Here is a 21,646-nt window from a genome sequence, read left to right on the forward strand (position 1 = left end):
GCCCCCTAGTGCGCCTCGCCCCAATCGCGTCCCACCCCGACTTCGGCCACCAGCGGCACGGCCAGTTCCGCCACCCCGGCCATCAATTCAGGCACGCGTTGCCGCAGAACATCCACTTCGTCGGGCACCGTGTCGAAGACCAGCTCGTCATGCACCTGCATCACCATCAGACTGCGCAGATTGTCCGCCGACATCCAGTCCTGCACGGCAACCATGGCTTTCTTGATCAGATCGGCAGCCGTGCCCTGCATCGGCGCATTGATGGCGGCGCGTTCGGCGGCGGCGGCGCGGGGACCCTTGGCGCCCGCCAGCTCTGGAAAGTACAGGCGCCGCCCAAAGACCGTTTCTACGTACCCCTGTTCCCGCGCCTGACGACGGATGCGGTCCATGTATTCGGCCACCCCCGGATAGCGCATGAAATAGCGATCAATGTAGGACTTGGCGGCCGCCCGGGTAATGCCCAGGTTGGACGCCAGGCCGAATTCACCCATGCCGTAGATCAAACCGAAATTGATGGCCTTGGCCGCCCGCCGGTGTTCGGCGTCCACCTGGTCCGGCGCCACGCCAAAGACTTCGGCCGCCGTGGCGCGGTGAATATCCTGGCCTTCGGCAAAGGCGCGGCGCAGGTTGTCGTCGCCCGACACGTGCGCCATGACCCGCAGTTCGATCTGGGAATAGTCGGCCGACACGATGCTGCCCAGGCTGGATACAAAAGCAGAACGCACCCGCCGGCCCTCGGCCGTACGCACCGGGATATTCTGCAGATTGGGATCGGACGACGCCAGGCGCCCGGTGATGACGGCGGCCTGGGCGTACCGTGTATGCACCCGTCCGGTACGCGGATCGATCATGCGGGGCAGCTTGTCGGTATAGGTGGATTTCAGCTTGGCGATGCCCCGGTAGTCCAGCAACAGGCGCGGCAAGGGGTAATCCGCGGCCAGCCGCGTCAGGACTTCCTCGTCGGTCGAGGGCGCCCCGCCGGCGGTCTTGCGCAACACCGGCAGCTGCATCTGCGTGAATAGAATCTCACCCAGCTGTTTGGGCGAATTCAGGTTGAAGGGCTGGCCCGCCAGCGCATGCGCCTGCGATTCCAGATCGATCATCTGCTGCCCCAGCTCGTGGCTTTGCTTGGCCAGCACCTGGGCGTCGATGGCGACGCCGTTGCGCTCGATGCGGGTCAGGACCTCGGACGTCTGGATTTCCAGTTCGTAGGTACGCAGCAGGCCGGGTTCGGCCTGCACCTGCGGCAATAGCACCTGATGCAGGCGCAAGGTGAAGTCGGCGTCTTCGGCTGCATAATGTGCTGCGCTTTCCAGATCCAGTTCATCGAAACCGATCTGCTTGGCGCCTTTGCCGCACAGATCTTCGTAGGTCGTGCCGGTCACACCCAGCCATTGAATACACAGATCCTGCAGATTGACCCGCCGATGCGACTGCAGCACATAGGCCTGCAGCATGGTGTCGTGCTGCACGCCCAGGAGTTCCAGTCCTTCGTTGGCAAAGACGTGCGCATCATATTTGGCATGGTGCAAGAGCTTGGGGGCGGCAGCATCCTCGATCCAGGGACGCAGCTGTTCCAACACCCAGGCCCGATCCAGCTGATCGGGCGTGCCGGGGGCCCGATGTCCGACCGGAATATACGCCGCATGACCAGGCTCGACCGCCACCGACAGACCCACCAGGCGAGCAGCCATAGGGTCCAGGCTGGTGGTTTCAGTATCCAGGGCGACCAGTGGCGCAGCTCTCAGCTTGTCCATCCACTGCGCGAAATGCGCCTGGTCCAGAATCGTTTCATAACGCAGCTGATCCGGCGCCTGGGGGATCGCCGCAGGCTGAGCGGCCCGCGCATCCTGCTGCGGAATGCGTTCGGAATCGCCGGAGATCTCGCGCAGCCAGGTGCGAAAACCGTAGGTTTCGTACAGGCGGGTCAGCACGGCATCATCGGGAGTCCGCAGCTCCATGTCGGCCGCCGCATGGCCTGGCGGCAGATCGCAGTCCAGTTTGATCGTCAGCAGTTCCCGGGTCAGGGGGAAATGCGCGATGGCTTCGCGCAGATTGGCGCCCGCCACGCCCTTGATCTCGGCAGCCCGGTCCACCAGCGCCTCGATGCTGCCGTATTCATTCAACCATTTGGCGGCGGTCTTGGGGCCGACCTTGTCCACTCCCGGCACATTGTCTACCGTATCACCCGTCAACATCAGGTAATCGATGATGCGCTCCGGAGGCACGCCGAATTTGCGGATGACGCCTTCGCGGTCCTGGCGCTCTCCTGACATGGTGTTGATGAGTTCCACCTGGTCGTTCACCAACTGGGCGAGATCCTTGTCGCCGGTCGAAATAATGGTATAAAAGCCGTCTTCGGCCGCTTGGCGCGCCAGCGTGCCGATGACGTCATCCGCCTCGACGCCAGGCGTCATAATCACCGTCCAGCCCAGCGCCGCCGCCGCCTCATGAATAGAGGCGATCTGGGTCCGCAGGTCGTCCGGCATGGACGGCCGGTTGGCCTTGTACTGCGGGTAGAGCTGTTCCCGAAACGATCCGCCGGGGGCGTCAAAAACGCAGGCGCCGTACCGCGCCGCGTCCTTGTAATCGTGCATCAGCCTCCGTAACATGGAGATAACGCCGTACAAGGCACCCGTGGGTTCGCCCTGCGCATTGCGCAGATCAGGCATCGCATGATAAGCGCGGTACAGATAGCTGGACCCATCGACAAGCAACAAGGTTTTTTTCATGACAGACAATAAAACAAAACGAGTCTCGGCAGAACAACAGATTCCCACGATTATTGCAGAGATGCGCGCCGCCGCCGCCGCTTTCCAGAAAATCGGCCTGGGCGTCAGCGTTTTCGGCAGCGCCCGCATTCCACGCGGCCATCCCTTCTACGAACTGGGCCAGGAACTGGGCGCCCGCATCGCGCAATTGGGCGTGCCGGTGATCGCCGGCGGCGGGCCGGGGCTGATGGAAGCCGCCAACCGGGGCGCCTTCGACGCCGGCGGGCGCAGCATCGGCTTGAACATCCGCCTGCCGCGCGAAAATTCCGACAATGCCTACCAGACCGACAGCCTGCACTTTGAATACTTTAATTCGCGCAAGGCCTCGTTCTTCATGCACAGCCTGGCCTACGTCGTGCTGCCGGGCGGTTTCGGCACGCTGGACGAACTGTTCGAAGCCGTCACCCTGGTCCAGACGATGAAACAGCCCCCGGCTCCCATCATTCTGGTGGGCACCGAGTTCTGGTCCGGCCTGATCGATTGGGTCCGCGACCAACTGGTCCCCAACGGCACGGTCAGCCCCTTTGACGTTGATCTGATCACCGTCACCGACGATCTGGACGAAGTCATCCGCCAGATCCAGGACGCCGTCCAGATCGAACCCAGCCGCGAACCTGCGCTGCCCGAATAGACCCATCTACGGGTAATGCTTGATGCGACCCAAGCACGACCTGGGGTAACATCACGCCTTGCCATCACCGGGCGACCCCCCCTTTTGCGCCCGGCCCCACAGGAGAATCTTCCGATGAAAACGACTCTGATTGGCGCCGCATTGCTGATCGCAGCGGGATTCATGCCTGCCGCCAGCTCGGCTGCTGATGCCCAGGAACTGAAAATCGCCACCGAAGCCGGCTACCCGCCGTTCGAATACCGCAACCCGAACGGCCAGCTCGAAGGCTTTGACATCGATATCGGCAACGAGCTGTGCAAGCGCCTGCAACGCCAGTGCGTCTGGATCGACCAGTCCTTCGACAGCCTGATTCCCGGCTTGAAAGCACGCAAATTCGACTTGGCCAATTCCACCATGACGGCGACCGAGGCCCGCAAGAAAGTCATCGACTTCTCTACGCCGATGTACATCGTGCCGGTCAAGCTCATGGTTAAAAAAGGCAGCGGTCTGGAACCCACCGCTGAATCCCTGAAAGCCAAACGCGTGGGCGTGCAACAAGGCACGACCATGGAAACCTACGCCCGCAAATACTGGGCGCCCAAAGGCGTAAACGTGGTGTCCTACCCCAGCTACACCAATGCCTACGTGGACGTGACGGCCGGTCGTCTGGACGCCACCTTCCAGGAAGCTCAAAGCGCGGTCGAAGGCTTTCTCAGCAAGCCTGAAGGCGCGGACTACGAACTGGCCCAGATGACGCTGGACGATCCGATTCTGAACGACCCCATCGCCATGGGCCTGCGCCAAGGCAACCCGCTGAAGGCCGACGTGGACAAGACGCTGAAGGCCATGCTGGCTGACGGCACCATTCAAGCCTTTGCGAAAAAATATTTCGCCGAAGGCCTGATCCAGTTCCCCGCCCAATAATCCGGCGTGCGGCATGCCGCACGCCGCGACCGCCCGGACGGCCCACCAGGCCGTGCACGACCGGGCGGTCCTTATTTTTGACTGCCTTCCATGTTTCTGAACGGCTACGGCCCGCTGTTGCTGGCGGGGACCTGGGTCACCATCCAGCTGGCTCTGCTCTCCTTACTGGTCGCTCTGGCCCTGGGGCTGCTGGGCGCCTGGGCCAAACTCTCGACATCCTGGAGCGCCCGCGCGCTGGCCACGGCCTACACCACACTGATCCGCGGCGTGCCTGATCTGGTGCTGATGCTGCTGATCTTCTTCAGCCTGCAGATCTACCTGAATCACATCACTGACCTGCTGGGGCTGGATTACATCGACATCGACCCCTTTGGCGCCGGTGTGCTGACCCTGGGCTTCATCTACGGCGCTTACTTCGCCGAGACCTTTCGCGGCGCCTTCATGGCAGTCCCCTACGGCCAGCTGGAAGCCGCAACCGCCTACGGCATGCGTGAATTCCAGGTCTTTCGCCGGGTGCTGTTTCCGCAAATGATGCGTCATGCCCTGCCCGGCATCGGCAATAACTGGCAGGTCCTGCTGAAATCCACGGCGCTGGTGTCCCTGATCGGGCTGTCCGATCTGGTCAAAGTCGCCCAGGATGCCGGCAACGTCACGTTCCGGGTGTTCCTGTTCATCACCCTGACCGGGCTGATCTATCTGGCGCTGACCACCGTCTCCAACGGCGTGCTGTATTGGCTGGACAAGCGCTATAGCGTGGGCGTGCGCGAGGTGTCGCTATGATGGACGTCTTGGACCAGTTCTGGCAGGCCTATCTGTACAGCAATAACGGCAGTCTCTCGGGCATGGCCGTGACCCTGTGGCTGCTGGTGCTGTCGGTCTCCATGGGATTTTTCATCTCCATCTTTCTGGCCGTGGCCCGTGTATCGTCACGCCGCTGGCTGTCCATCCCGCTCTGGACATTCAGCTATGTCTTCCGGGGCACGCCGCTGTACGTGCAGATCCTGTTCATCTACGCCGGCGTCTACAGCCTGGACCTGGTCAAAGGCACACCCACCCTGGCGACGTTCTTTCAGAGCGGCTTTAACTGCGTGGTGCTGGCCCTGACCCTGAACACCGTGGCCTACACCACGGAAATCTTCGCCGGCGCGATCCGCGCCACCAGCGCCGGGGAAATCGAGGCTGCCCGTTCTTTCGGCATGACGCGCTTCGCCCTCTACCGCCGTGTGATCCTGCCCTCGGCGCTGCGCCGGGCGCTGCCCGCCTACAGCAACGAAGTCATCCTGATGCTGCACGCAACATCCCTGGCATTCACCGCCACGGTTCCCGATATTCTGAAAGTGGCGCGAGACGCCAATTCCGCAACCTACCAGACCTTTGCCTCGTACGGAATCGCCGCCCTGCTCTACCTGGGGCTGTCATTCACCCTGATCGGGCTGTTCCGCTGGTACGAACACCGTACACTAGCCTATCTGGGCACTCACCGATAATATCCATGTCCACACTCGACGTACTCAATATTCACAAGCGCTACGGTGACAACGAGGTCCTGAAGGGCGTCTCCCTACAAGCCAGCGCCGGCGATGTGATCTGCATCCTGGGGTCCAGCGGATCAGGAAAATCCACGTTTCTGCGCTGCATCAATTTTCTGGAAAAGCCCAATCAGGGCTCCGTGTCGCTGAACGGCGAACTCCTGAAGATCGTGCACGACAAGCATGGCGAACCTCATGCGGCCGATCTGGACCAGCTGCGCCGCCTGCGCTCGAAACTGGCGATGGTGTTCCAACATTTCAATCTGTGGGCGCACATGAATGTGCTGGGCAACGTCATCGAGGCTCCCATCCAGGTCCTGAAACTCAGCCGTGCCGAAGCCACCGAACGCGCCCGCCACTACCTGGCCAAAGTCGGTCTGGACCCCAAGGTCGAAACCCAATACCCGTCTTCCCTGTCCGGCGGTCAGCAACAACGGGTGGCGATCGCCCGCGCCCTGGCCATGGAGCCAGAAGTCATGCTGTTTGACGAACCGACGTCCGCCCTGGATCCGGAACTGGTGGGCGAAGTCCTGAAAGTCATGCAGAAACTGGCCGAAGAAGGCCGCACCATGCTGGTGGTGACTCACGAAATGGGTTTTGCCCGCAATCTGGCGTCCCAGGTCATGTTCCTGCATCAGGGCGTGGCGGAAGAAACCGGCGCGCCAGCCGATATCTTCGACAATCCTCAAAGCCCCCGGCTGCGGCAGTTTCTGTCGGGCAATCTGAAATAGCCTGCCCCCGCTGAGGCGGGCGCGGGCCTGCTAGCACCTGCGCCGCATCAGGCGGTGAGGAATGCCGGCATCCATGAAGGGTTCGCCTTCTTCCACAAAACCGTGGCGGGCATAGAAAGCCCGGGCGTGCAGCTGGGCGGCCAGGACGACATCCGTATCGCCACGCTGACGGGCGGCATCCATCAAGGCGGTCAATAGCAGGGATCCCACCCCGGTCCCGCGCCAGGCCTGACGCACGGCCATGCGTCCGATATGGCCATCAGGCAACAGGCGGCCCGTGCCGATGGCCACGCCAGCCGGATCGTAGGCAACGGCATGCAGGCACCGGGCATCCAGGGGATCCAATTCTTCTTCCAGCGGCACCTGCTGTTCTTGTACGAATACTTCCAGGCGGATACGGCTGGCTTCAGCCCCCAGGGCATCCCAGCTGCCTGTCACGACGCGGCCGCGAGGAGCCTCGGGCGCCGCTGCGCCGGCCTGAGCAGGATCAGCCAAAGCGAAGTCCAGCACTTCCGGCAACCAACGCCCGAAGTCCGACATACCATGATCGCTGCCCTCGATGATGCGCTGGCGGCTGCCGGCAAAACGAGCTTGCATTTCTCGCCAGTCCAGCACCTCGTCGCCGCTTGCCGCCAGCAGGAAATAGCGGTCCGGACGCGTCAGAACAGGAATATCGGCTTCGGCCTGCGCCAGTTCATCCACATAGCCGGGCAGGAATTCAAAGGGCTCGTCGCCATGAAAGGTGCGATGCGAGCCCACCTGCGTCGCCAGGTCGCGCGCGGCATGGACGACGGGATTGAGCAACACGGCGCGGCAGCCCAGGCGTTCGGCCAGCCAGGTGGCGTAAAAGCCCCCCAGAGACGAACCGATGATGGTCAGCCGATCGACTGCAACATCAGTCCCTGCCTGCCCGCGTTCAGCCGCGGACGCAGCATCCGCGTCCAGCAGCGCCCTGGCCTGCCGCAAGGCCAGCTGCATGGCATCCGCCGGACTGGCGGGCAATGACGGACAGCGCCAGCCCGATGCCAGACCGCGCTCGGCCAGCGCCGCCGCCATCAAACGGGACTTGAAAGAATCGGGAGAGGAGCGGAATCCGTGCAGGTAGAGAATCATAGTATCCAGACTTGGCCTCCCGGGCGGCGCGGCGGCGCACGACGGAGCCTGACGCCAGTTTACGCGACACGCGGCAAGATCATGCATCTTTACCCAGGCGTTGACCGGATCCCCGAAAACAACGACCCCGCCATCAGGGGCGGGGTCGTTTTCTATCCATACGACACGACAGATAGATCAGGCTGATTCGCGTTGGCTGCGGCGGCGCTCGTGTTCCTGCAGGTAACGCTTGCGCAGACGGATCGACTTGGGCGTGACTTCGACCAGTTCGTCGTCGGCGATGAATTCCACCGCGTATTCCAGGTTCAGCGGAATCGGCGGCACCAGGTCGATATGCTCGTCCTTGCCGGAAGCCCGCACGTTGGTGAGCTTCTTTTCCTTGATCGGATTGACCACCAGATCGTTGTCGCGGGAATGGATGCCGATGATCATGCCTTCATAGACAGGATCCTGAGGCGACACGAACATGCGGCCGCGTTCCTGCAGTTTCCACAAAGCATAGGCCACAGCCGTGCCATCGTCCTGGCTGATCAGCACGCCGTTTCGACGCTCGCCCACGCCGCCTTCGCGCACCGGCGCGTAATCGTCGAAGATATGGCTCATCAAGCCGGTGCCGCGCGTCAGGGTCATGAATTCGCTCTGGAAGCCGATCAGACCGCGCGCCGGAATCCGGTATTCCAGGCGGGTGCGGCCGCGCCCATCGGGCTGCATGTCCTGCAGATCGCCTTTGCGGCGGCCCAGCTCTTCCATGACGCCGCCCTGGTGCGTGTCTTCCACGTCCACGGTCAGCAGCTCGTAGGGTTCGCAGCGTACGCCGTCGACTTCCTTGAACATGACGCGAGGACGCGACACGGCCAGTTCGTAGCCTTCCCGGCGCATGTTTTCCAGCAGAATGGTCAGGTGCAGTTCGCCCCGCCCGCAGACCTCGAACACCGTATCGTCATCGGTATCGTTGACCCGCAACGCGACGTTGGATTTCAGTTCACGATCCAGGCGGTCGCGCAGCTGCCGGCTGGTGACGAACTTGCCTTCGCGACCGGCCAGGGGCGAAGTATTCACCATGAAGTTCATGGTCAGGGTGGGTTCGTCGATGCGCAGCATGGGCAACGCTTCGGGCGTCGCCGGGTCCATCAGCGTGCAGCCGATGCCGATATCCTCGATACCGTTGATCAGCACGATGTCACCGGCCTCGGCCTGATCCACCTGCACACGATCCAGACCCTGAAATTTCAGCACCTGGTTGACGCGGCCCTTGATGGAATCGCTTTCCGGACCGAACTTCACGATGACATCCTGCCCGGCATGCAGGCGGCCGCGATTGATCCGGCCCACGCCGATCTTGCCCACGTAGCTGCTGTAGTCCAGGGAAATCACCTGCAATTGCAGGGGGCCTTCGGCGTCGTCTTCACGCTGCGGCACGTACTGCAAAATGGCGTCGAACAACGGACGCATGGTGCCCGAGCGCACATCGTCGGTCAGACCGGCATAACCGGTCAGGCCCGAAGCGTAGATCACCGGGAAATCCAGCTGTTCCTCGGTCGCACCCAGTTTGTCGAACAGATCGAAGGTCGCATTGACTACGTATTCCGGGCGGGCGCCCGGACGATCGACCTTGTTGACTACGACGATGGGCTTCAAGCCCAGCGCCAGCGCCTTGCGGGTCACGAAGCGGGTCTGCGGCATGGGACCTTCCACGGCATCCACCAGCAACAGCACACCGTCCACCATGGACAGCACCCGCTCGACTTCACCGCCGAAATCCGCGTGTCCCGGGGTGTCGATGATGTTGATGTGCGTGCCTTCGTATTCGACGGCGCAGTTCTTGGCCAGAATCGTGATGCCGCGCTCGCGCTCGATGTCACCGGAATCCATCACCCGTTCGGACACCTGCTGGTTGTCGCGAAAGGTGCCGGACTGCCGCAGCAGCTGGTCAACGAGAGTGGTCTTGCCATGGTCGACGTGGGCGATGATGGCCACGTTGCGCAAAGCTCGCTTCATAGGATGATTTCCTCGGTAGATACACTCGTCGGACGCAGTCCGTCCGGCAAGGCGTGTAAAGGGATGAGCGCCGACTGGGGCGCGGTCATGGCCTGCAGGGCATCCAGCCCGATGGCCTGCTCGATTGAAAACGGTCCGACCGCCGTGCGCCGCAAGGCGGATAGATGCCCCAGGCATCCCAGACGGCGGCCAATATCCTGAGCCAGGGTACGCACGTAGGTGCCCTTGCTGCAATGCACGCGCAGCCGGGCTGACGCACCGTCGCAGGACAATACATCCAAGGCATGGATGGTGATGCGCCGGGGCGGGCGTTCCAGCACGATGCCCTGCCGGGCATATTCGTACAAGGGTTTGCCATCGCGTTTCAGGGCCGAAAGCATCGGCGGAATCTGTTCGATCTCGCCTCGGAATTCCGTCAGCACGGATTCCAGCGCAGCCTGCGTCACTGCGGCGAAGCCGGCATCCGCCTGGGCCACGATATGTCCGGTCAGGTCGCCGCTGTCGGTTTCCTCGCCGAAACAGACCGTCGCTTCGTAGACCTTGTCCGCTTCCAGCATGGCGCCGGAAATCTTCGTCGCACGGCCGAAACAACAGATCAACAGGCCTGTGGCAAATGGATCCAAGGTCCCGGTATGCCCCGCCTTGCGGGCATCCACGGTTCGTTTGGCGCGCTGCAGCGCATGATTACTGGAAAGGCCCTCGGGTTTGTCCAACAACAGGACACCGTCGAGCACCTGCCCGCGTCGGGAAGCCATCGTTCAATCCGTTCAGATGAGTGACGACCGCCCTGTCAGGGCTGGCCGTCCGGGTCTTCGAGTTCGGGAATTTCCGATGCGCCCGCCTGGGGACGATTGGCCCGATCGATCAGTTGAGTCAGTTCGATGCCTCGCGCCAATTGCACGTCGTGCACAAAGCGCAGCGTAGGAACCGTATGAATATGCAACATCTTGAAAAGCTGCGAATGCAGCCAGCCGGCCTTGTCGTTCAAGGCCTGCGTCGCCGTGTCGGGCTCGGCGCCCAGGACGGTGAAATAGACTTTGGCATGAGCGTAATCCGCCGACAGGTCCACCCCGGTCAGGGTGATCAGACCGGCCCGCGCCACGTCAAGCTCACGCTGCACCAGCGCCGCCAGATCCTGCTGGATCTGGTCGGCCAGGCGCATATTGCGGCCGGGATTCGGTTTGGATTTATGACGACCCATGATTTCCATGCCGCGCCATTACAGCGTGCGGGCGATTTCCTTGATTTCAAAGACTTCCAGTTGATCGCCGACTTGGATGTCGTTATTGCCCCGCAGCGTGATCCCGCAATCGAAGCCGGATTTGACTTCCTTGGCGTCGTCCTTGAAGCGGCGCAGGGATTCCAGCGTACCGGTCCACTGCACCACATGATTGCGCAACAGCCGTACCTGGGAATCGCGCTTGACCAAGCCTTCGAGCACCATACAACCGGCGATATTGCCGATCTTGGAGACGGTGAAGATTTCGCGGATCTCGACCATGCCGATGACTTCTTCGCGCTTTTCCGGCGCCAGCATACCCGACAGCGCATTCTTCACATCATCGATGGCGTCATAGATGATGTTGTAGTAGCGCAGATCGATTTCATTGGTGTCAGCCAATTTCTTGGCCGACTGATCGGCACGGACGTTAAAGCCGATGACGACCGCACCCGAGGCGATCGCCAGGTTGACGTCGCTTTCGGAAATACCGCCCACTGCCGCATGCACGACCTGTACACGGACTTCGTCGGTGGACAGTTTCAGCAAGGACTGCACCAGGGCTTCCTGGGAACCCTGCACGTCGGTCTTGACGATCAGGGGCAGCGTGCGCACGCCCTCGCCCAGATTGTCGAACATGGATTCCAGTTTTGCAGCCTGCTGGCGAGCCAGCTTGACGTCGCGGAACTTGCCCTGACGGAAGAGCGCGATTTCACGCGCCTTGCGTTCGTCGTTCAGCACCAGGACTTCGTCGCCTGCGGCGGGAACCTCGGCCAGGCCTTGAATCTCGACCGGTGTGGAAGGACCCGCTTCCTGGGTAGGCTTGCCGGTGTCGTTCAGCATGGCGCGGACCTTGCCGAACGCCACCCCTGCCAGCACGGCATCGCCGCGATGCAGAGTGCCGCTTTGCACCAGGATCGTTGCCACCGGGCCGCGGCCCTTGTCCAGACGGGCCTCGATGACGATACCCTTGGCAGGTGCATCGACCGGCGCCTTCAGTTCCAGGACTTCGGCCTGCAACAGCACGTTTTCCAGCAGCTCGTCGATCCCCTGGCCGGTCTTTGCCGACACCGAGATGAACGGCACATCGCCGCCGTATTCTTCAGGAACGACTTGCTCGGCCACCAGTTCCTGCTTGACGCGTTCCGGGTTGGCTTCGGGTTTGTCGATCTTATTGATGGCCACGACCAGCGGCACATTAGCCGCCTTGGCGTGGTGAATGGCTTCACGCGTCTGCGGCATGACGCCGTCGTCGGCCGCCACCACCAGAATCACAATGTCGGTGGCCTGGGCGCCACGAGCACGCATGGCGGTAAAGGCTTCGTGACCCGGAGTATCCAGGAACGCCACCACACCGCGGTCGGTCTTGACGCTGTAGGCGCCGATGTGCTGCGTGATGCCGCCGGCTTCGCCCGTGGCGACCTTGGTGCGGCGGATGTAGTCCAGCAGGGATGTTTTCCCGTGGTCGACGTGGCCCATGACGGTCACGACCGGTGCGCGCGGCAAGGATTCGGCCTCGGCGGCTTCCGTATCGGCCAGGAAGGCTTCCGGATCGTCCAGCTTGGCGGCAATCGCCTGGTGGCCGAGCTCTTCGACCACGATCATGGCAGTTTCCTGATCCAGAATCTGGTTGATCGTCACCATCTGGCCCAGCTTCATCAAGTGCTTGATGACCTCGGCTGCCTTGACGGACATCTTGTGCGCCAGATCCGCCACGGAAATGGTTTCCGGGACGTGGACTTCGCGGGCGATGAACTCGACCTGCTGCTGTTCCTGGCGGTGATCAGCCTGACGACGACCGCCCTGTCTACGATTACCCTTGCCGCTTCGGCCCTTGCCGCCTGCGCGCCAGGCTTCTTGGCCCGAGCCGGCGGACAAGGTATCGGCCTTGGACGGCTTTTTGCGACCGTCGTTGGACCAGGTGGACGACACATCGGCCGTCTTGATGACCTTCTTGCCCTCGGTTTCCTTTTTCGCGGCGCTCTTGCCGGCAGGCTTGTGCAGGGTCTTGGTGGCGGACTCATCCGTCTCGGCGGCACGCAGGACCTTGCGCGGCTGGCGCATCATTTCACGCAGTGCGGCGGCTTCGGCCTCGGCGGCCTTGCGCGCCTGTTCCCGATCGGCATCGGCAGGCGCACGGCGTGCCTTGCCCGGCGTGGCTGCTGGCGCTGACACCGGAGCCGAGGAGGCCTCGGCGCGCGGTGCGGCAGCACGAGGCGCCGCATCGGATTCGGGCTGCGCCGCGACAGCGGGGGATTCAGCAGACGTCTCGGCGGCAACAGCCTGCGGCTCGACGACAGGGGTTTCGCTCACGATTTCCTGCTTGGGTTCAATAGAGGGGGCTTCAGGAGCAGCCGCTGCGGGGACATCCGCAACCGCGGCAGGCGCCGGTTCTGTTTCAGGAGCGGCTTCGGGCGCCGCCGGCGTTTCCGCCGGCGTCACGACAGGTTCCACAAGCTGCGGTGCAGCCAGCACTGCATCAGCCACCGGCGCGGCAACAACAGGCGCCTCGGCAACAGGCGCCGGCTCGACCGCTGCAAGATCAGCCTCGACCGCTGGCGTATCCGCCTGGGCAGCCTCGGCGCGCGCGGCGTCCAGCAGTTCGGAGCGGTCCCGTTTGACCAGCACGCGTTTCTTGCGGACTTCGACCTGAATGGTGCGAGACCGTCCCGAGCCATCCGCCTGATGGATTTCGGACGTCTTGCGGCGTGTCAACACGACCTTTTTGCCCGAATCCGAGCCGTGGGACCGCCGCAGCGATTCCAGCAAGGCGCTCTTGTCCGCCTCGGTCACGTCAGCATTCACCGAATCGAGCTGGACGCCAGCCGAGCGGAAATGATCCAGCAGGACATTGGCGGGCATGTTCAGTTCTTCGGCGAATTGGGCGACGGTGTTACTCGGCATTCGACTCTCTCTTTGACTACGTTAAGGGGCTACGGGAAACGATGCGACGAGGAATATCAGGCCTCGTCGTCCTCGAACCAGTGAGCCCGCGCCTGCATGATCATATCGCTGGCGGTTTCCTCGGGCAGGCCGGTCAGTTCGGCCAGCTCGTCGGCCGCCAGTTCGGCCAGATCATCCAGTGTGGTGATGTTGTTCTCGGCCAGTTTGGCCACCAGCGAGGCATCCATGCCCTGGATTTCCAACAGATCCTGGGCCGTCTGCACACGTTCTTCCTGGGCAATGGCCTCGGTCAACAGGGCATTGCGTGCCCGCGTGCGCAATTCGTTGACGGTTTCCTCGTCGAAGGCTTCGATGTCCAGCAATTCCTGCAAGGGCACGTAAGCGACTTCTTCCAGGCCCGTAAAGCCTTCGTCGATCAGGATGTCGGCCACTTCTTCGTCGACGTCCAGTTTCGTGATGAACGCATGACGCAGGGTCGTGCGTTCCTCGTCCTGGCGATTCTGGCTTTCTTCCGGCGTCATGATGTTGATCTGCCAACCGGTGAGTTCAGATGCCAGGCGCACGTTCTGTCCGCGAGCGCCAATCGCCTTGGGCAGATTTTCCTCGTCGACGACGACGTCCATGGCGTGCTTGTCTTCGTCGACCAGAATGGATTCGACATGCGCCGGCGCCAAGGCGCCGATCACGAATTCGGCGGGATCATCGGCCCACAACACGATATCGACCTGTTCGCCGCCCAACTCATTACGTACTGCCGTCACGCGAGACCCCCGCATGCCGACGCAAGTGCCGATCGGATCGATCCGCTTATCGTACGCCACCACGGCGATCTTGGCACGCACTCCGGGGTCGCGGGCGGCCGCCTTGATTTCGAGCAGGCCTTGTTCGATTTCAGGAACCTCGTTGTCGAACAGCTCACGAATGAAATCGGAGGCGGTACGCGACAGAATCACCTGCTGGCCACGAGCGGCATGATCGATCTTCAACACCCAGGCGCGCACACGGTCGCCGGCACGGATGTTTTCCTTGGGGATCATCTCGGAACGCGGCAGACGGGCTTCGACCTTGCCGATTTCGATGATGGCGTCACCCTTGTCCAGGCGCTTGACCGTGCCGGAGACGATGGTTTCACCGCGATCCAGGAAATCGTTCAGCACTTGTTCGCGTTCCGCATCACGGATTTTTTGCAGAATGGCCTGTTTGGCCGCCTGCGCGCCGATCCGGCCGAATTCGATGGGTTCCAGGGGTTCTTCGATATATTCGCCGATCTCGATCCCCGGCACGATATCCTGGGCATCGGTATAGAGTTCCTGGGCATCGGGTTCCTGCAGGCCGGCTTCGTCGGGCACCACCAGCCAGCGGCGGAACCCTTCGTGTTCGCCAGTCAGGCGGTCGATGGCCACGCGAATATCCACTTCTTCCTTGAAGCGTTTTTTCATGGCCGAGGACAATGCGCTTTCGAGGGCGCCGAACACCACATCGCGCTCGACGTTTTTTTCACGCGCCAAGGCGTCGACCAGTAGAAGAATTTCGCGACTCATCGCTTCTTACCTTTGAAATCGAGAACAGGATCCAGGTGCGCCCGGTCCACATCGTCAAAAGAAAATGGCAGCGTCTGCAGTTTGCCCGTCTGGTCTTCGTATTCCAGACTGAAGGCGGGCGACTCATCGCCCGACACACGCAACACGCCGGTAAAGACCTTGCGGGATTCGACGGCCTCGCGCAGACGCAATTCAATACGCTGGTCGGCAAAGCGGACATAATCCGCCTGCCGGCGCAGCGGCCGGTTTACCCCCGGGGAGCTGACCTCGAGGCGTTGATAGTCGATATTTTCGACCTCGAACGCATGCGACAGCTGGCGCGACACCTGTTCGCAGTCTTCGATGCGCACCCCTTCGGAACGATCAATCACCACACGCAAGACCCCCAGGGGCGCGCGTTCGACATCGACCAATTCCACATCGAAACCCAGCAAGGCCTGCTGGGTGACTGCAAAAATATCTGCCATAAATTCCAAAAAAAAAGGGGCTGTCCCGCAGCCCTCTGTCGGCCTTGCGGATCCGCCGCAAGGTATGTTCAGGAACCGCCGAAAACCTGCTCGAACTGCCCGATGCGCACCCTGAAGGCGCAATTTCAGGCAAAGCAGGTTTTCGGTGGACACAGCACCAAGGCGCTGTAAAGCCTTAGATTATAACAGCATTTCTCTGCTTATATAAGACTTTCCCGCATTTGTTTACCCAAGGAGGCATCAACGCCCGCGACCGACGCGCGCCAGCTGGGATTCATGCGCATGCGCCCCTTGTGGCTGGTTCTCGGACCCGCCCTGGCGACGCGGTTTAGCAGGACGTCGGTTCTGTTTTTGCGCAGCCGGTTTGGCGGACTTGGGCGCTCTGGACTGAGGCGCATCCCCCGCCGGACGGCTCCGGGACGCCTTGGGCTCGCGGAGCGGCTGGCCTTCGGCCTGGGATTTGGCCGGTTTGCCGGGCCTGCCCGAACGGGCGCCCCCACCACCCGCCTTGGCGGGACGTGCTTTATGGTTTGGCTTGGACGATGCGTGCTGCTTGCCGCCATCCGGATGGCCATTGGCCAGACCGCCGCTGATCAGCAGACCCGTGGTAAAGGGGTCGATTCCGGCCTTGCGCCCCCCCGAGACCCGGCCGCGACGGTTCAGTCGGGCGCCGTTCTGGCCATTCTGGCCCGGCGTGCCGAAACCCGGCGGCAGTGCGCTGGCATGCGACAGCGGCTGGCGCTCGGCCTGATCGTCCGTATCGTCGCCGCCTTCCCGGATCAGCCCCAGCTGCACCATCAGGGCGCCCACCAGCTGATCGTCGATTTCGTCCCAACGGCCGCGCCGCAGATTGCTGGGCAGGATGACATCGCCGAAACGGGTGCGGATCAGGCGGCTGACGGTCACGCCAGCGGCCTGGAACATACGCCGGACTTCGCGATTGCGCCCCTCGGACAAGGTCACCCGGTACCAGCGATTACTGCCTTCGCCGCCGATGTAATCCAGGGAATTGAATTGCGCCTGACCGTCTTCCAGCTGGATGCCGGTCGTCAGTTCCGCCTGTTTTTCGTCCGTCAGTTCCCCGATTATCCGTACGGCGTATTCGCGTTCGGCCCCATAGCGGGGGTGAGACAGGCGGTTGGCCAGCTCTCCCGAGGTGGTCAGGATCAGCAGCCCTTCGGTATTCAGATCCAGACGCCCGACCGACAACCACTTGCCGCTGCGAATGCGCGGCAAGCGCGCAAAGACCGTGGCGCGCCCTTCGGGGTCGTCGTGGCTGACGATCTCGCCGGCTGGCTTGTGATAGAGGATCACCCGGGGCAATTTTCCGGCTCTTGGACGCGACACCAGACGGCCATTGACGCGCACCTTGTCATTGGGACCCACACGCTGTCCCACGTGGGCGGGCTCACCATTGACGGACACGCGTCCGGCGACGATCAGGTCTTCCATGTCGCGCCGCGATCCGATGCCTGCTTCGGCCAGGACCTTATGCAGCTTGGGCATCAGCGCATCGCTGTTCAGATAGCGATCCAGACGCTGCCGGGTCTGATGACCATCCCCCAGATAAGACAGGGCGCGATCGGCCTCTTCGGCCGACCCAGCATCCACGACGGGCGCCTGATCCGCAGAAGCCTCTGTCGCCTGGGCATCTCCCCGGCGGCGGCGAAACGGCGTGCGCAGCTTGCGACCCCCGCGCGAACGGTTTGAGCCGCCCTTGCCTTCCTGGCCGCCGGTCGATGGCTCTGCCGCCCGCTGTTGCGGGGCATGGGATGTCGTGTCGTGTTCTGCTGTCATGGGGTTCGGTGACTCCTTCACAAAATTCTGGTCATGATGATGAGGCCTCGGGCGTCTGTTGCGCCCCGGCGGGTTCGGGATCCGGTTCCGGCGCAGACACGATCAGGTCGTCAGACCCGTCAGCATCTGCTGCGGTCAGCGCCAGTGTTTCCAGCACCTGAACGGAATCATCCGCATCCAAAGCGGGTAGTTCATCCAGCGCCCGCAGGCCCAGGTCTTCGAGAAAACGCCGCGTGGTGCCCAGCAAGGCGGGGCGACCCGGCGCATCTCGATAGCCCAGCACTTCGATCCAGCCCCGATCTTCAAGGGTACGAACAATCTGTGCTGATACTGTGACGCCGCGAATGTCTTCGATATCCCCCCGCGTGACAGGCTGACGCCAGGCGATGATGGCCAGGGTTTCCAGCACGGCACGAGAATATCGAGGCGGTTTTTCGGGGTTCAAGCGCCCCAGGTAACGCTGCATATCAGGACGACTCTGGAAGCGCCAGCCGCTGGTCAGTTGCACCAGCTCGAGGCCCCCATCTCGCCAATCCAGCTGCAAGGCAGCCAGATGACGCCGGACGTCGTCCCCGGAAATCGTGTCTTCGAACAGACTGCGCAACTGAACCATTGGCAAGGGCGCGTCTGCACACAACAAGGCGGTTTCCAATACCCGCAGGATTTCCGTTTCCGTCATTTTATCGTGAACTCCAAAGGTTTGCTTGCATTATTTTCGCAGACTATGTTATAGTTATGTTCTTCAGACGCGGGATGGAGCAGTCTGGTAGCTCGTCGGGCTCATAACCCGAAGGTCATAGGTTCAAATCCTATTCCCGCAACCACGGTTTAAGACAGGTCGGATTCCAACAGGGTCCGGCCTGTTTGCATTTTGGCCCGTATCCGATGCCTTTGCACGATGCCTGCCGGAATGGCAGATCAGGGCGGCATGCCGATCGCAAGAAACAGGGTTCCTGCGAACAGATTCCAGTCTAAGCTGATATCCACGGCGAACCCCTGGAATCACAATGAGCACAAGCACCCCGCGACGCAATCAAGATGATCGCAACACGGCGACGGCAAGCAAGCATGCCGGCCTGGTGGCGCAGGCCTGCCGCCTGATCGAAGCCTCAGAAACAGCCCCTTCGTTAGATGCACTGGCGGCGCAGGCCGCCATGAGCCCCTTTCATTTCCATCGCATCTTCAAGGCCGAGACCGGCCTGACCCCAAAAGCCTATGCTACTGCCTGCCGCGCACGCCGACTACGCATCGAGTTGAACGCCGCCGGCGGCACGGTGACCGATGCGATCTACGATGCGGGCTTTCAGTCCAGCAGCCGCTTTTATGAGACATCCGAGCAGGTACTGGGCATGCGCGCCAAGGCATACCAGGCTGGCGGCATCGGCGCCACGATCCGGTTTGCCGTCGGGCAATCCGCGTTGGGCGCGATTCTGGTCGCACAAAGTCAGCGAGGCATCTGCGCAATATTGCTGGGAGACGAGCCTGATCGCCTGGTGCGCGACCTGCAGGATCAGTTCCCCAAGGCGGAACTCATCGGCGGCGACCGGGCTTTCGAACATCTGGTCGCACAGATCGTAGGCTTTATCGAAGCGCCCGGCATTGGCCTGAACCTGCCGCTGGATGTGCGCGGCACGGCATTTCAGCAACGGGTCTGGCAGGCGTTGCGCGACATCCCGCCGGGGCAGACCGCCAGCTACGCCGAGATCGCCGCCCGCATCGGCGCCCCTAAAGCCGCACGGGCCGTCGCTCAAGCCTGCGCGGCCAATACTCTTGCCGTCGCCATTCCCTGTCACCGCGTCGTTCGGCGCAATGGCGATATAGCAGGCTATCGTTGGGGGGTGGCGCGCAAGCGCGAACTGCTGCAGCGTGAAGCCTCGGCCTGAGCAAGCAGCGCTGCACGAACGCCACCGCTGCCAAAACAAAAAAGGACCGGCCGGAACATTGCCCGACATCAAGATGATGTCCGCAGCAGATGTTCCGGCAGTCCGGGGCTCTCGAATGCTAGATTAAACTGGGTGCGCACCAATGTTTGGCGGCAAAAAACCATGAAGTATTCGCGAACGGACATCCACTCATGATCTCAGACCTTGCTCAGCCCTTGGCGACGAGCCGGATCGCGGGGCACGCCCCGATCATCCAGCGCGGTTATCTGCGCTGCCTGCCCCGCCCGCTGTACGGCCACATCGACAGCCAGTCCAATATGATCATCCCCCGGCCGCATCAGCACGGCTGGGCGCAGCTGTCCTATGCCATCCAGGGGCACCTGCAAGTCTGGACATCCCAGGCCAGATTCATCGCACTACCCCAGCGCGCCGTCTGGATCCCGGCGGGGATACGTCATCGGGTCCATGAGTCGCCACACACCATCATCCGCAGTCTGTACGTCGATGGCGCCGCCCTGGGACTGGACTGGCCCGACTGCCGTGTACTGGTCATCCGCCCGCTGCTGCAGGAACTGATCCGTAGCTTCAGCACCATCCCGATCGAATACGATGAAAACGGACCGGACGGCCGCCTGGCCCAGGTACTGGCCGATCAGATCGCCACCTGCCCCGAAGCCGGCCTGGTGCTGCCCTGGCCATCGGACAAGCGTCTGCAAGCCCTTTGCCGTCAATGGCAACAACATCCCAGCGCAGCGCCCAGCCTGACGCAATACGCGCACCAGATCGGCCTGTCTGAAAAAACCCTGACACGCCTTTTCCAGCAACAGACCGGCCTGGGTTTTCGCCTGTGGCGCCAGCGTGCCCGCCTGGTCCACGCCCTGCCCTTGCTGGAACAAGGCGCCCGCGCCACGGACGTGGCGCTATCGTGCGGCTATGACAGCCTGTCCTCGTTCATCGCGGCATTTCGCGAACACACCGGAGAAACGCCCCGGGAATTTTCGCTGCGCAGCCAGCAGACGGATGCCGCTGGCGCGTGATGCGCAGCCTAGCGCCGCATGGCGTCAGAATTCGTCGTCAAAAACCACGCCCTCGTCGGTCCGGCGCATGACGCCGACCTTATAGGCGGCAATGTCCTGCTCCTGGGGCGAAGCCTGGGTCTTGCTGATATTCAGCCACTTTTCCATGTATTTCAGCGGGTTGGACTGTGGAAATTCGTAGCGGTCCGTCTGGATACCCAAGGTGTTGTAGACATCCTTGGCGCAGTACAGCGTCCAGGCCGCCAGGCGGTCGGCGTTCATGCCGACCAGTTCGCGCCCTTCGGAAAACAGATACTGGATCCAATCCAGTTCGCTATCGACGACTTCCGCAATCAGCCGCTCTACTTCAAAATGACACTGGGCGAACGCCTGCCGACCGCGCTCCGTGCCCAGTTCATTGCGCAGCACGGCGCGATCCAGCTCTGCGTGGATTTCCAGCTCGTCCTGGGCGATCTTCTGGATGGCTTTGCCGATCGGCTGGAACATGCCGGTATCGCAGATGGCGAAGGTCACGGCAAACGAGGCCATGAACTGGATGCGTTCCATGCAGAACAGAGCCACCACCATCATGAACAGTGCATTGTAGGTAGTCTGATCGTTGTCCAGCTTGCCCAGGGCGTACAGATGCGAGGCCTCGTAGCCATCGGCAAAGGCCTTGACCACGCAGGACAGGCGGTCATGCGCCTGCCGGACGCTGAGGATCTCGTCGATGATGGCCGAGGGATCATCGAAAGAATTGCGCACGATTTCAGAATAGGTCGCCGCGTGCACGACTTCATTGTCGGAAATACGCTGCCAGGCGGCCCATAGTTCGGACGAGGTGATAAAGGGCGCCAACACTGGCGCAATGGCGCGCGACGCCACGCTGTCGGCCTCCCACTGCCAGGCCAGGGTCTTGACCATCATGTCGTAGGTGGCGCGCGGGCAGGTCTTGAAATCCGCATTGCAGGACGAATAATCGAATTCGTTTTCATCCCAATCCAGGGACTTCTGCGTCTTGTACAGCGCCCAGATATCCGGGTAATGACGATTGATGGTGTCAAACAGACCCTGCTTTTCGCCCAGGAAAAGCAGCGGCTTGGCGTAGTCCTGTTTCTGGTAGTTGAATACGTTTTCAGACAT

The 21,646-nt window shown here is 62.0% G+C and carries 17 protein-coding genes, 1 tRNA gene and 2 pseudogenes; 8 read left to right on the plus strand and 12 right to left on the minus strand.

Annotated features, from left to right (window positions below; all coding sequences use genetic code 11):
* Positions 1-5: 5 nt before the first annotated feature.
* Positions 6-2,732 (minus strand): DNA polymerase I, encoded by a 2,727-nt coding sequence (gene polA / locus VDP79_RS05205; protein ID WP_323017168.1) that lies wholly within the window; start codon positions 2,730-2,732, stop codon positions 6-8.
* Between polA and VDP79_RS05210 the strand changes: the two genes are divergently transcribed.
* The 5 genes from VDP79_RS05210 to VDP79_RS05230 all read left to right on the plus strand — a co-directional run bounded on the left by VDP79_RS05210 (position 2,731) and on the right by VDP79_RS05230 (position 6,565).
* Positions 2,731-3,402, plus strand: coding sequence for a TIGR00730 family Rossman fold protein (locus tag VDP79_RS05210; RefSeq protein WP_323017169.1), 672 nt, complete (start codon positions 2,731-2,733; stop codon positions 3,400-3,402). The genes polA and VDP79_RS05210 overlap by 2 nt on opposite strands.
* 114 nt (positions 3,403-3,516) lie before the next feature.
* The gene (locus VDP79_RS05215) at positions 3,517-4,305 is read left to right on the plus strand and encodes a transporter substrate-binding domain-containing protein (RefSeq protein WP_323017170.1); all 789 of its coding nucleotides are present in this window, start codon (positions 3,517-3,519) and stop codon (positions 4,303-4,305) included.
* Between the two features lie 90 nt (positions 4,306-4,395).
* Positions 4,396-5,085 carry an ABC transporter permease gene (locus VDP79_RS05220; protein WP_323017171.1) on the plus strand — a complete coding sequence of 230 codons (690 nt, stop codon included), beginning with the start codon at positions 4,396-4,398 and terminating at the stop codon, positions 5,083-5,085.
* Positions 5,082-5,792 carry a histidine ABC transporter permease HisM gene (hisM, locus tag VDP79_RS05225; RefSeq protein ID WP_323017172.1) on the plus strand — a complete coding sequence of 237 codons (711 nt, stop codon included), beginning with the start codon at positions 5,082-5,084 and terminating at the stop codon, positions 5,790-5,792. Before VDP79_RS05220 ends, hisM begins: the two co-directional genes overlap by 4 nt.
* 5 nt (positions 5,793-5,797) lie before the next feature.
* A complete protein-coding gene (locus VDP79_RS05230; protein ID WP_323017173.1) occupies positions 5,798-6,565 on the plus strand; it encodes an ABC transporter ATP-binding protein in 768 nt (255 codons plus the stop codon).
* Positions 6,566-6,595: 30 nt separating this feature from the next.
* Here VDP79_RS05230 and VDP79_RS05235 read toward each other — a convergent pair whose 3' ends face one another.
* From VDP79_RS05235 to scpB, 10 genes and pseudogenes are all read right to left on the minus strand, one after another.
* On the minus strand, positions 6,596-7,075 hold the full coding sequence (locus VDP79_RS05235; protein ID WP_323017259.1) for a GNAT family N-acetyltransferase: 480 nt from the start codon (positions 7,073-7,075) through the stop codon (positions 6,596-6,598).
* Positions 7,049-7,678 (minus strand): annotated as a pseudogene (locus VDP79_RS05240) (YqiA/YcfP family alpha/beta fold hydrolase); the annotation flags it as partial. The pseudogene VDP79_RS05240 and the gene VDP79_RS05235, both read right to left, overlap by 27 nt.
* Positions 7,679-7,855: 177 nt before the next feature.
* On the minus strand, positions 7,856-9,676 hold the full coding sequence (gene typA / locus VDP79_RS05245) for a translational GTPase TypA (protein WP_323017174.1): 1,821 nt from the start codon (positions 9,674-9,676) through the stop codon (positions 7,856-7,858).
* Positions 9,673-10,431: a tRNA pseudouridine(55) synthase TruB gene (gene truB / locus VDP79_RS05250; RefSeq protein WP_323017175.1), complete on the minus strand. Its 759-nt coding sequence runs from the start codon at positions 10,429-10,431 to the stop codon at positions 9,673-9,675. The genes typA and truB overlap by 4 nt, the downstream gene beginning before the upstream one ends.
* Before the next feature lie 35 nt (positions 10,432-10,466).
* On the minus strand, positions 10,467-10,877 hold the full coding sequence (gene rbfA, locus VDP79_RS05255) for a 30S ribosome-binding factor RbfA (protein ID WP_323017176.1): 411 nt from the start codon (positions 10,875-10,877) through the stop codon (positions 10,467-10,469).
* A gap of 18 nt (positions 10,878-10,895) precedes the next feature.
* Entirely contained in the window at positions 10,896-13,799 is a 2,904-nt protein-coding gene (gene infB / locus VDP79_RS05260; protein ID WP_323017177.1) for a translation initiation factor IF-2, read from the minus strand.
* 56 nt (positions 13,800-13,855) lie between these two features.
* Positions 13,856-15,340 carry a transcription termination factor NusA gene (nusA, locus tag VDP79_RS05265; protein ID WP_323017178.1) on the minus strand — a complete coding sequence of 495 codons (1,485 nt, stop codon included), beginning with the start codon at positions 15,338-15,340 and terminating at the stop codon, positions 13,856-13,858.
* Positions 15,337-15,807, minus strand: a complete 471-nt coding sequence (gene rimP / locus VDP79_RS05270) for a ribosome maturation factor RimP (protein WP_323017179.1) — start codon at positions 15,805-15,807, stop codon at positions 15,337-15,339. Before rimP ends, nusA begins: the two co-directional genes overlap by 4 nt.
* 240 nt (positions 15,808-16,047) lie before the next feature.
* Positions 16,048-17,604, minus strand: a complete 1,557-nt coding sequence (gene rluB, locus VDP79_RS05275) for a 23S rRNA pseudouridine(2605) synthase RluB (RefSeq protein WP_323017180.1) — start codon at positions 17,602-17,604, stop codon at positions 16,048-16,050.
* A gap of 124 nt (positions 17,605-17,728) precedes the next feature.
* Positions 17,729-18,283: pseudogene (gene scpB, locus VDP79_RS05280) on the minus strand (SMC-Scp complex subunit ScpB); the annotation flags it as partial.
* A 68-nt stretch (positions 18,284-18,351) separates the two neighbouring features.
* Here scpB and VDP79_RS05285 point away from each other — a divergent pair.
* From VDP79_RS05285 to VDP79_RS05295, 3 genes are all read left to right on the plus strand, one after another.
* Positions 18,352-18,428 (plus strand) — tRNA-Met (locus VDP79_RS05285).
* 183 nt (positions 18,429-18,611) lie between these two features.
* Positions 18,612-19,487 carry a bifunctional DNA-binding transcriptional regulator/O6-methylguanine-DNA methyltransferase Ada gene (gene ada, locus VDP79_RS05290; RefSeq protein ID WP_323017182.1) on the plus strand — a complete coding sequence of 292 codons (876 nt, stop codon included), beginning with the start codon at positions 18,612-18,614 and terminating at the stop codon, positions 19,485-19,487.
* Between the two features lie 191 nt (positions 19,488-19,678).
* On the plus strand, positions 19,679-20,524 hold the full coding sequence (locus VDP79_RS05295; RefSeq protein WP_323017183.1) for a helix-turn-helix transcriptional regulator: 846 nt from the start codon (positions 19,679-19,681) through the stop codon (positions 20,522-20,524).
* Between the two features lie 24 nt (positions 20,525-20,548).
* Here the strand turns inward: VDP79_RS05295 and VDP79_RS05300 are convergent, their stop codons facing one another.
* Positions 20,549-21,646, minus strand: a complete 1,098-nt coding sequence (locus VDP79_RS05300) for a ribonucleotide-diphosphate reductase subunit beta (protein ID WP_323017184.1) — start codon at positions 21,644-21,646, stop codon at positions 20,549-20,551.

The organism is Castellaniella sp. (assembly GCF_034675905.1).
In the GTDB taxonomy this organism is placed as follows: domain Bacteria; phylum Pseudomonadota; class Gammaproteobacteria; order Burkholderiales; family Burkholderiaceae_B; genus Castellaniella.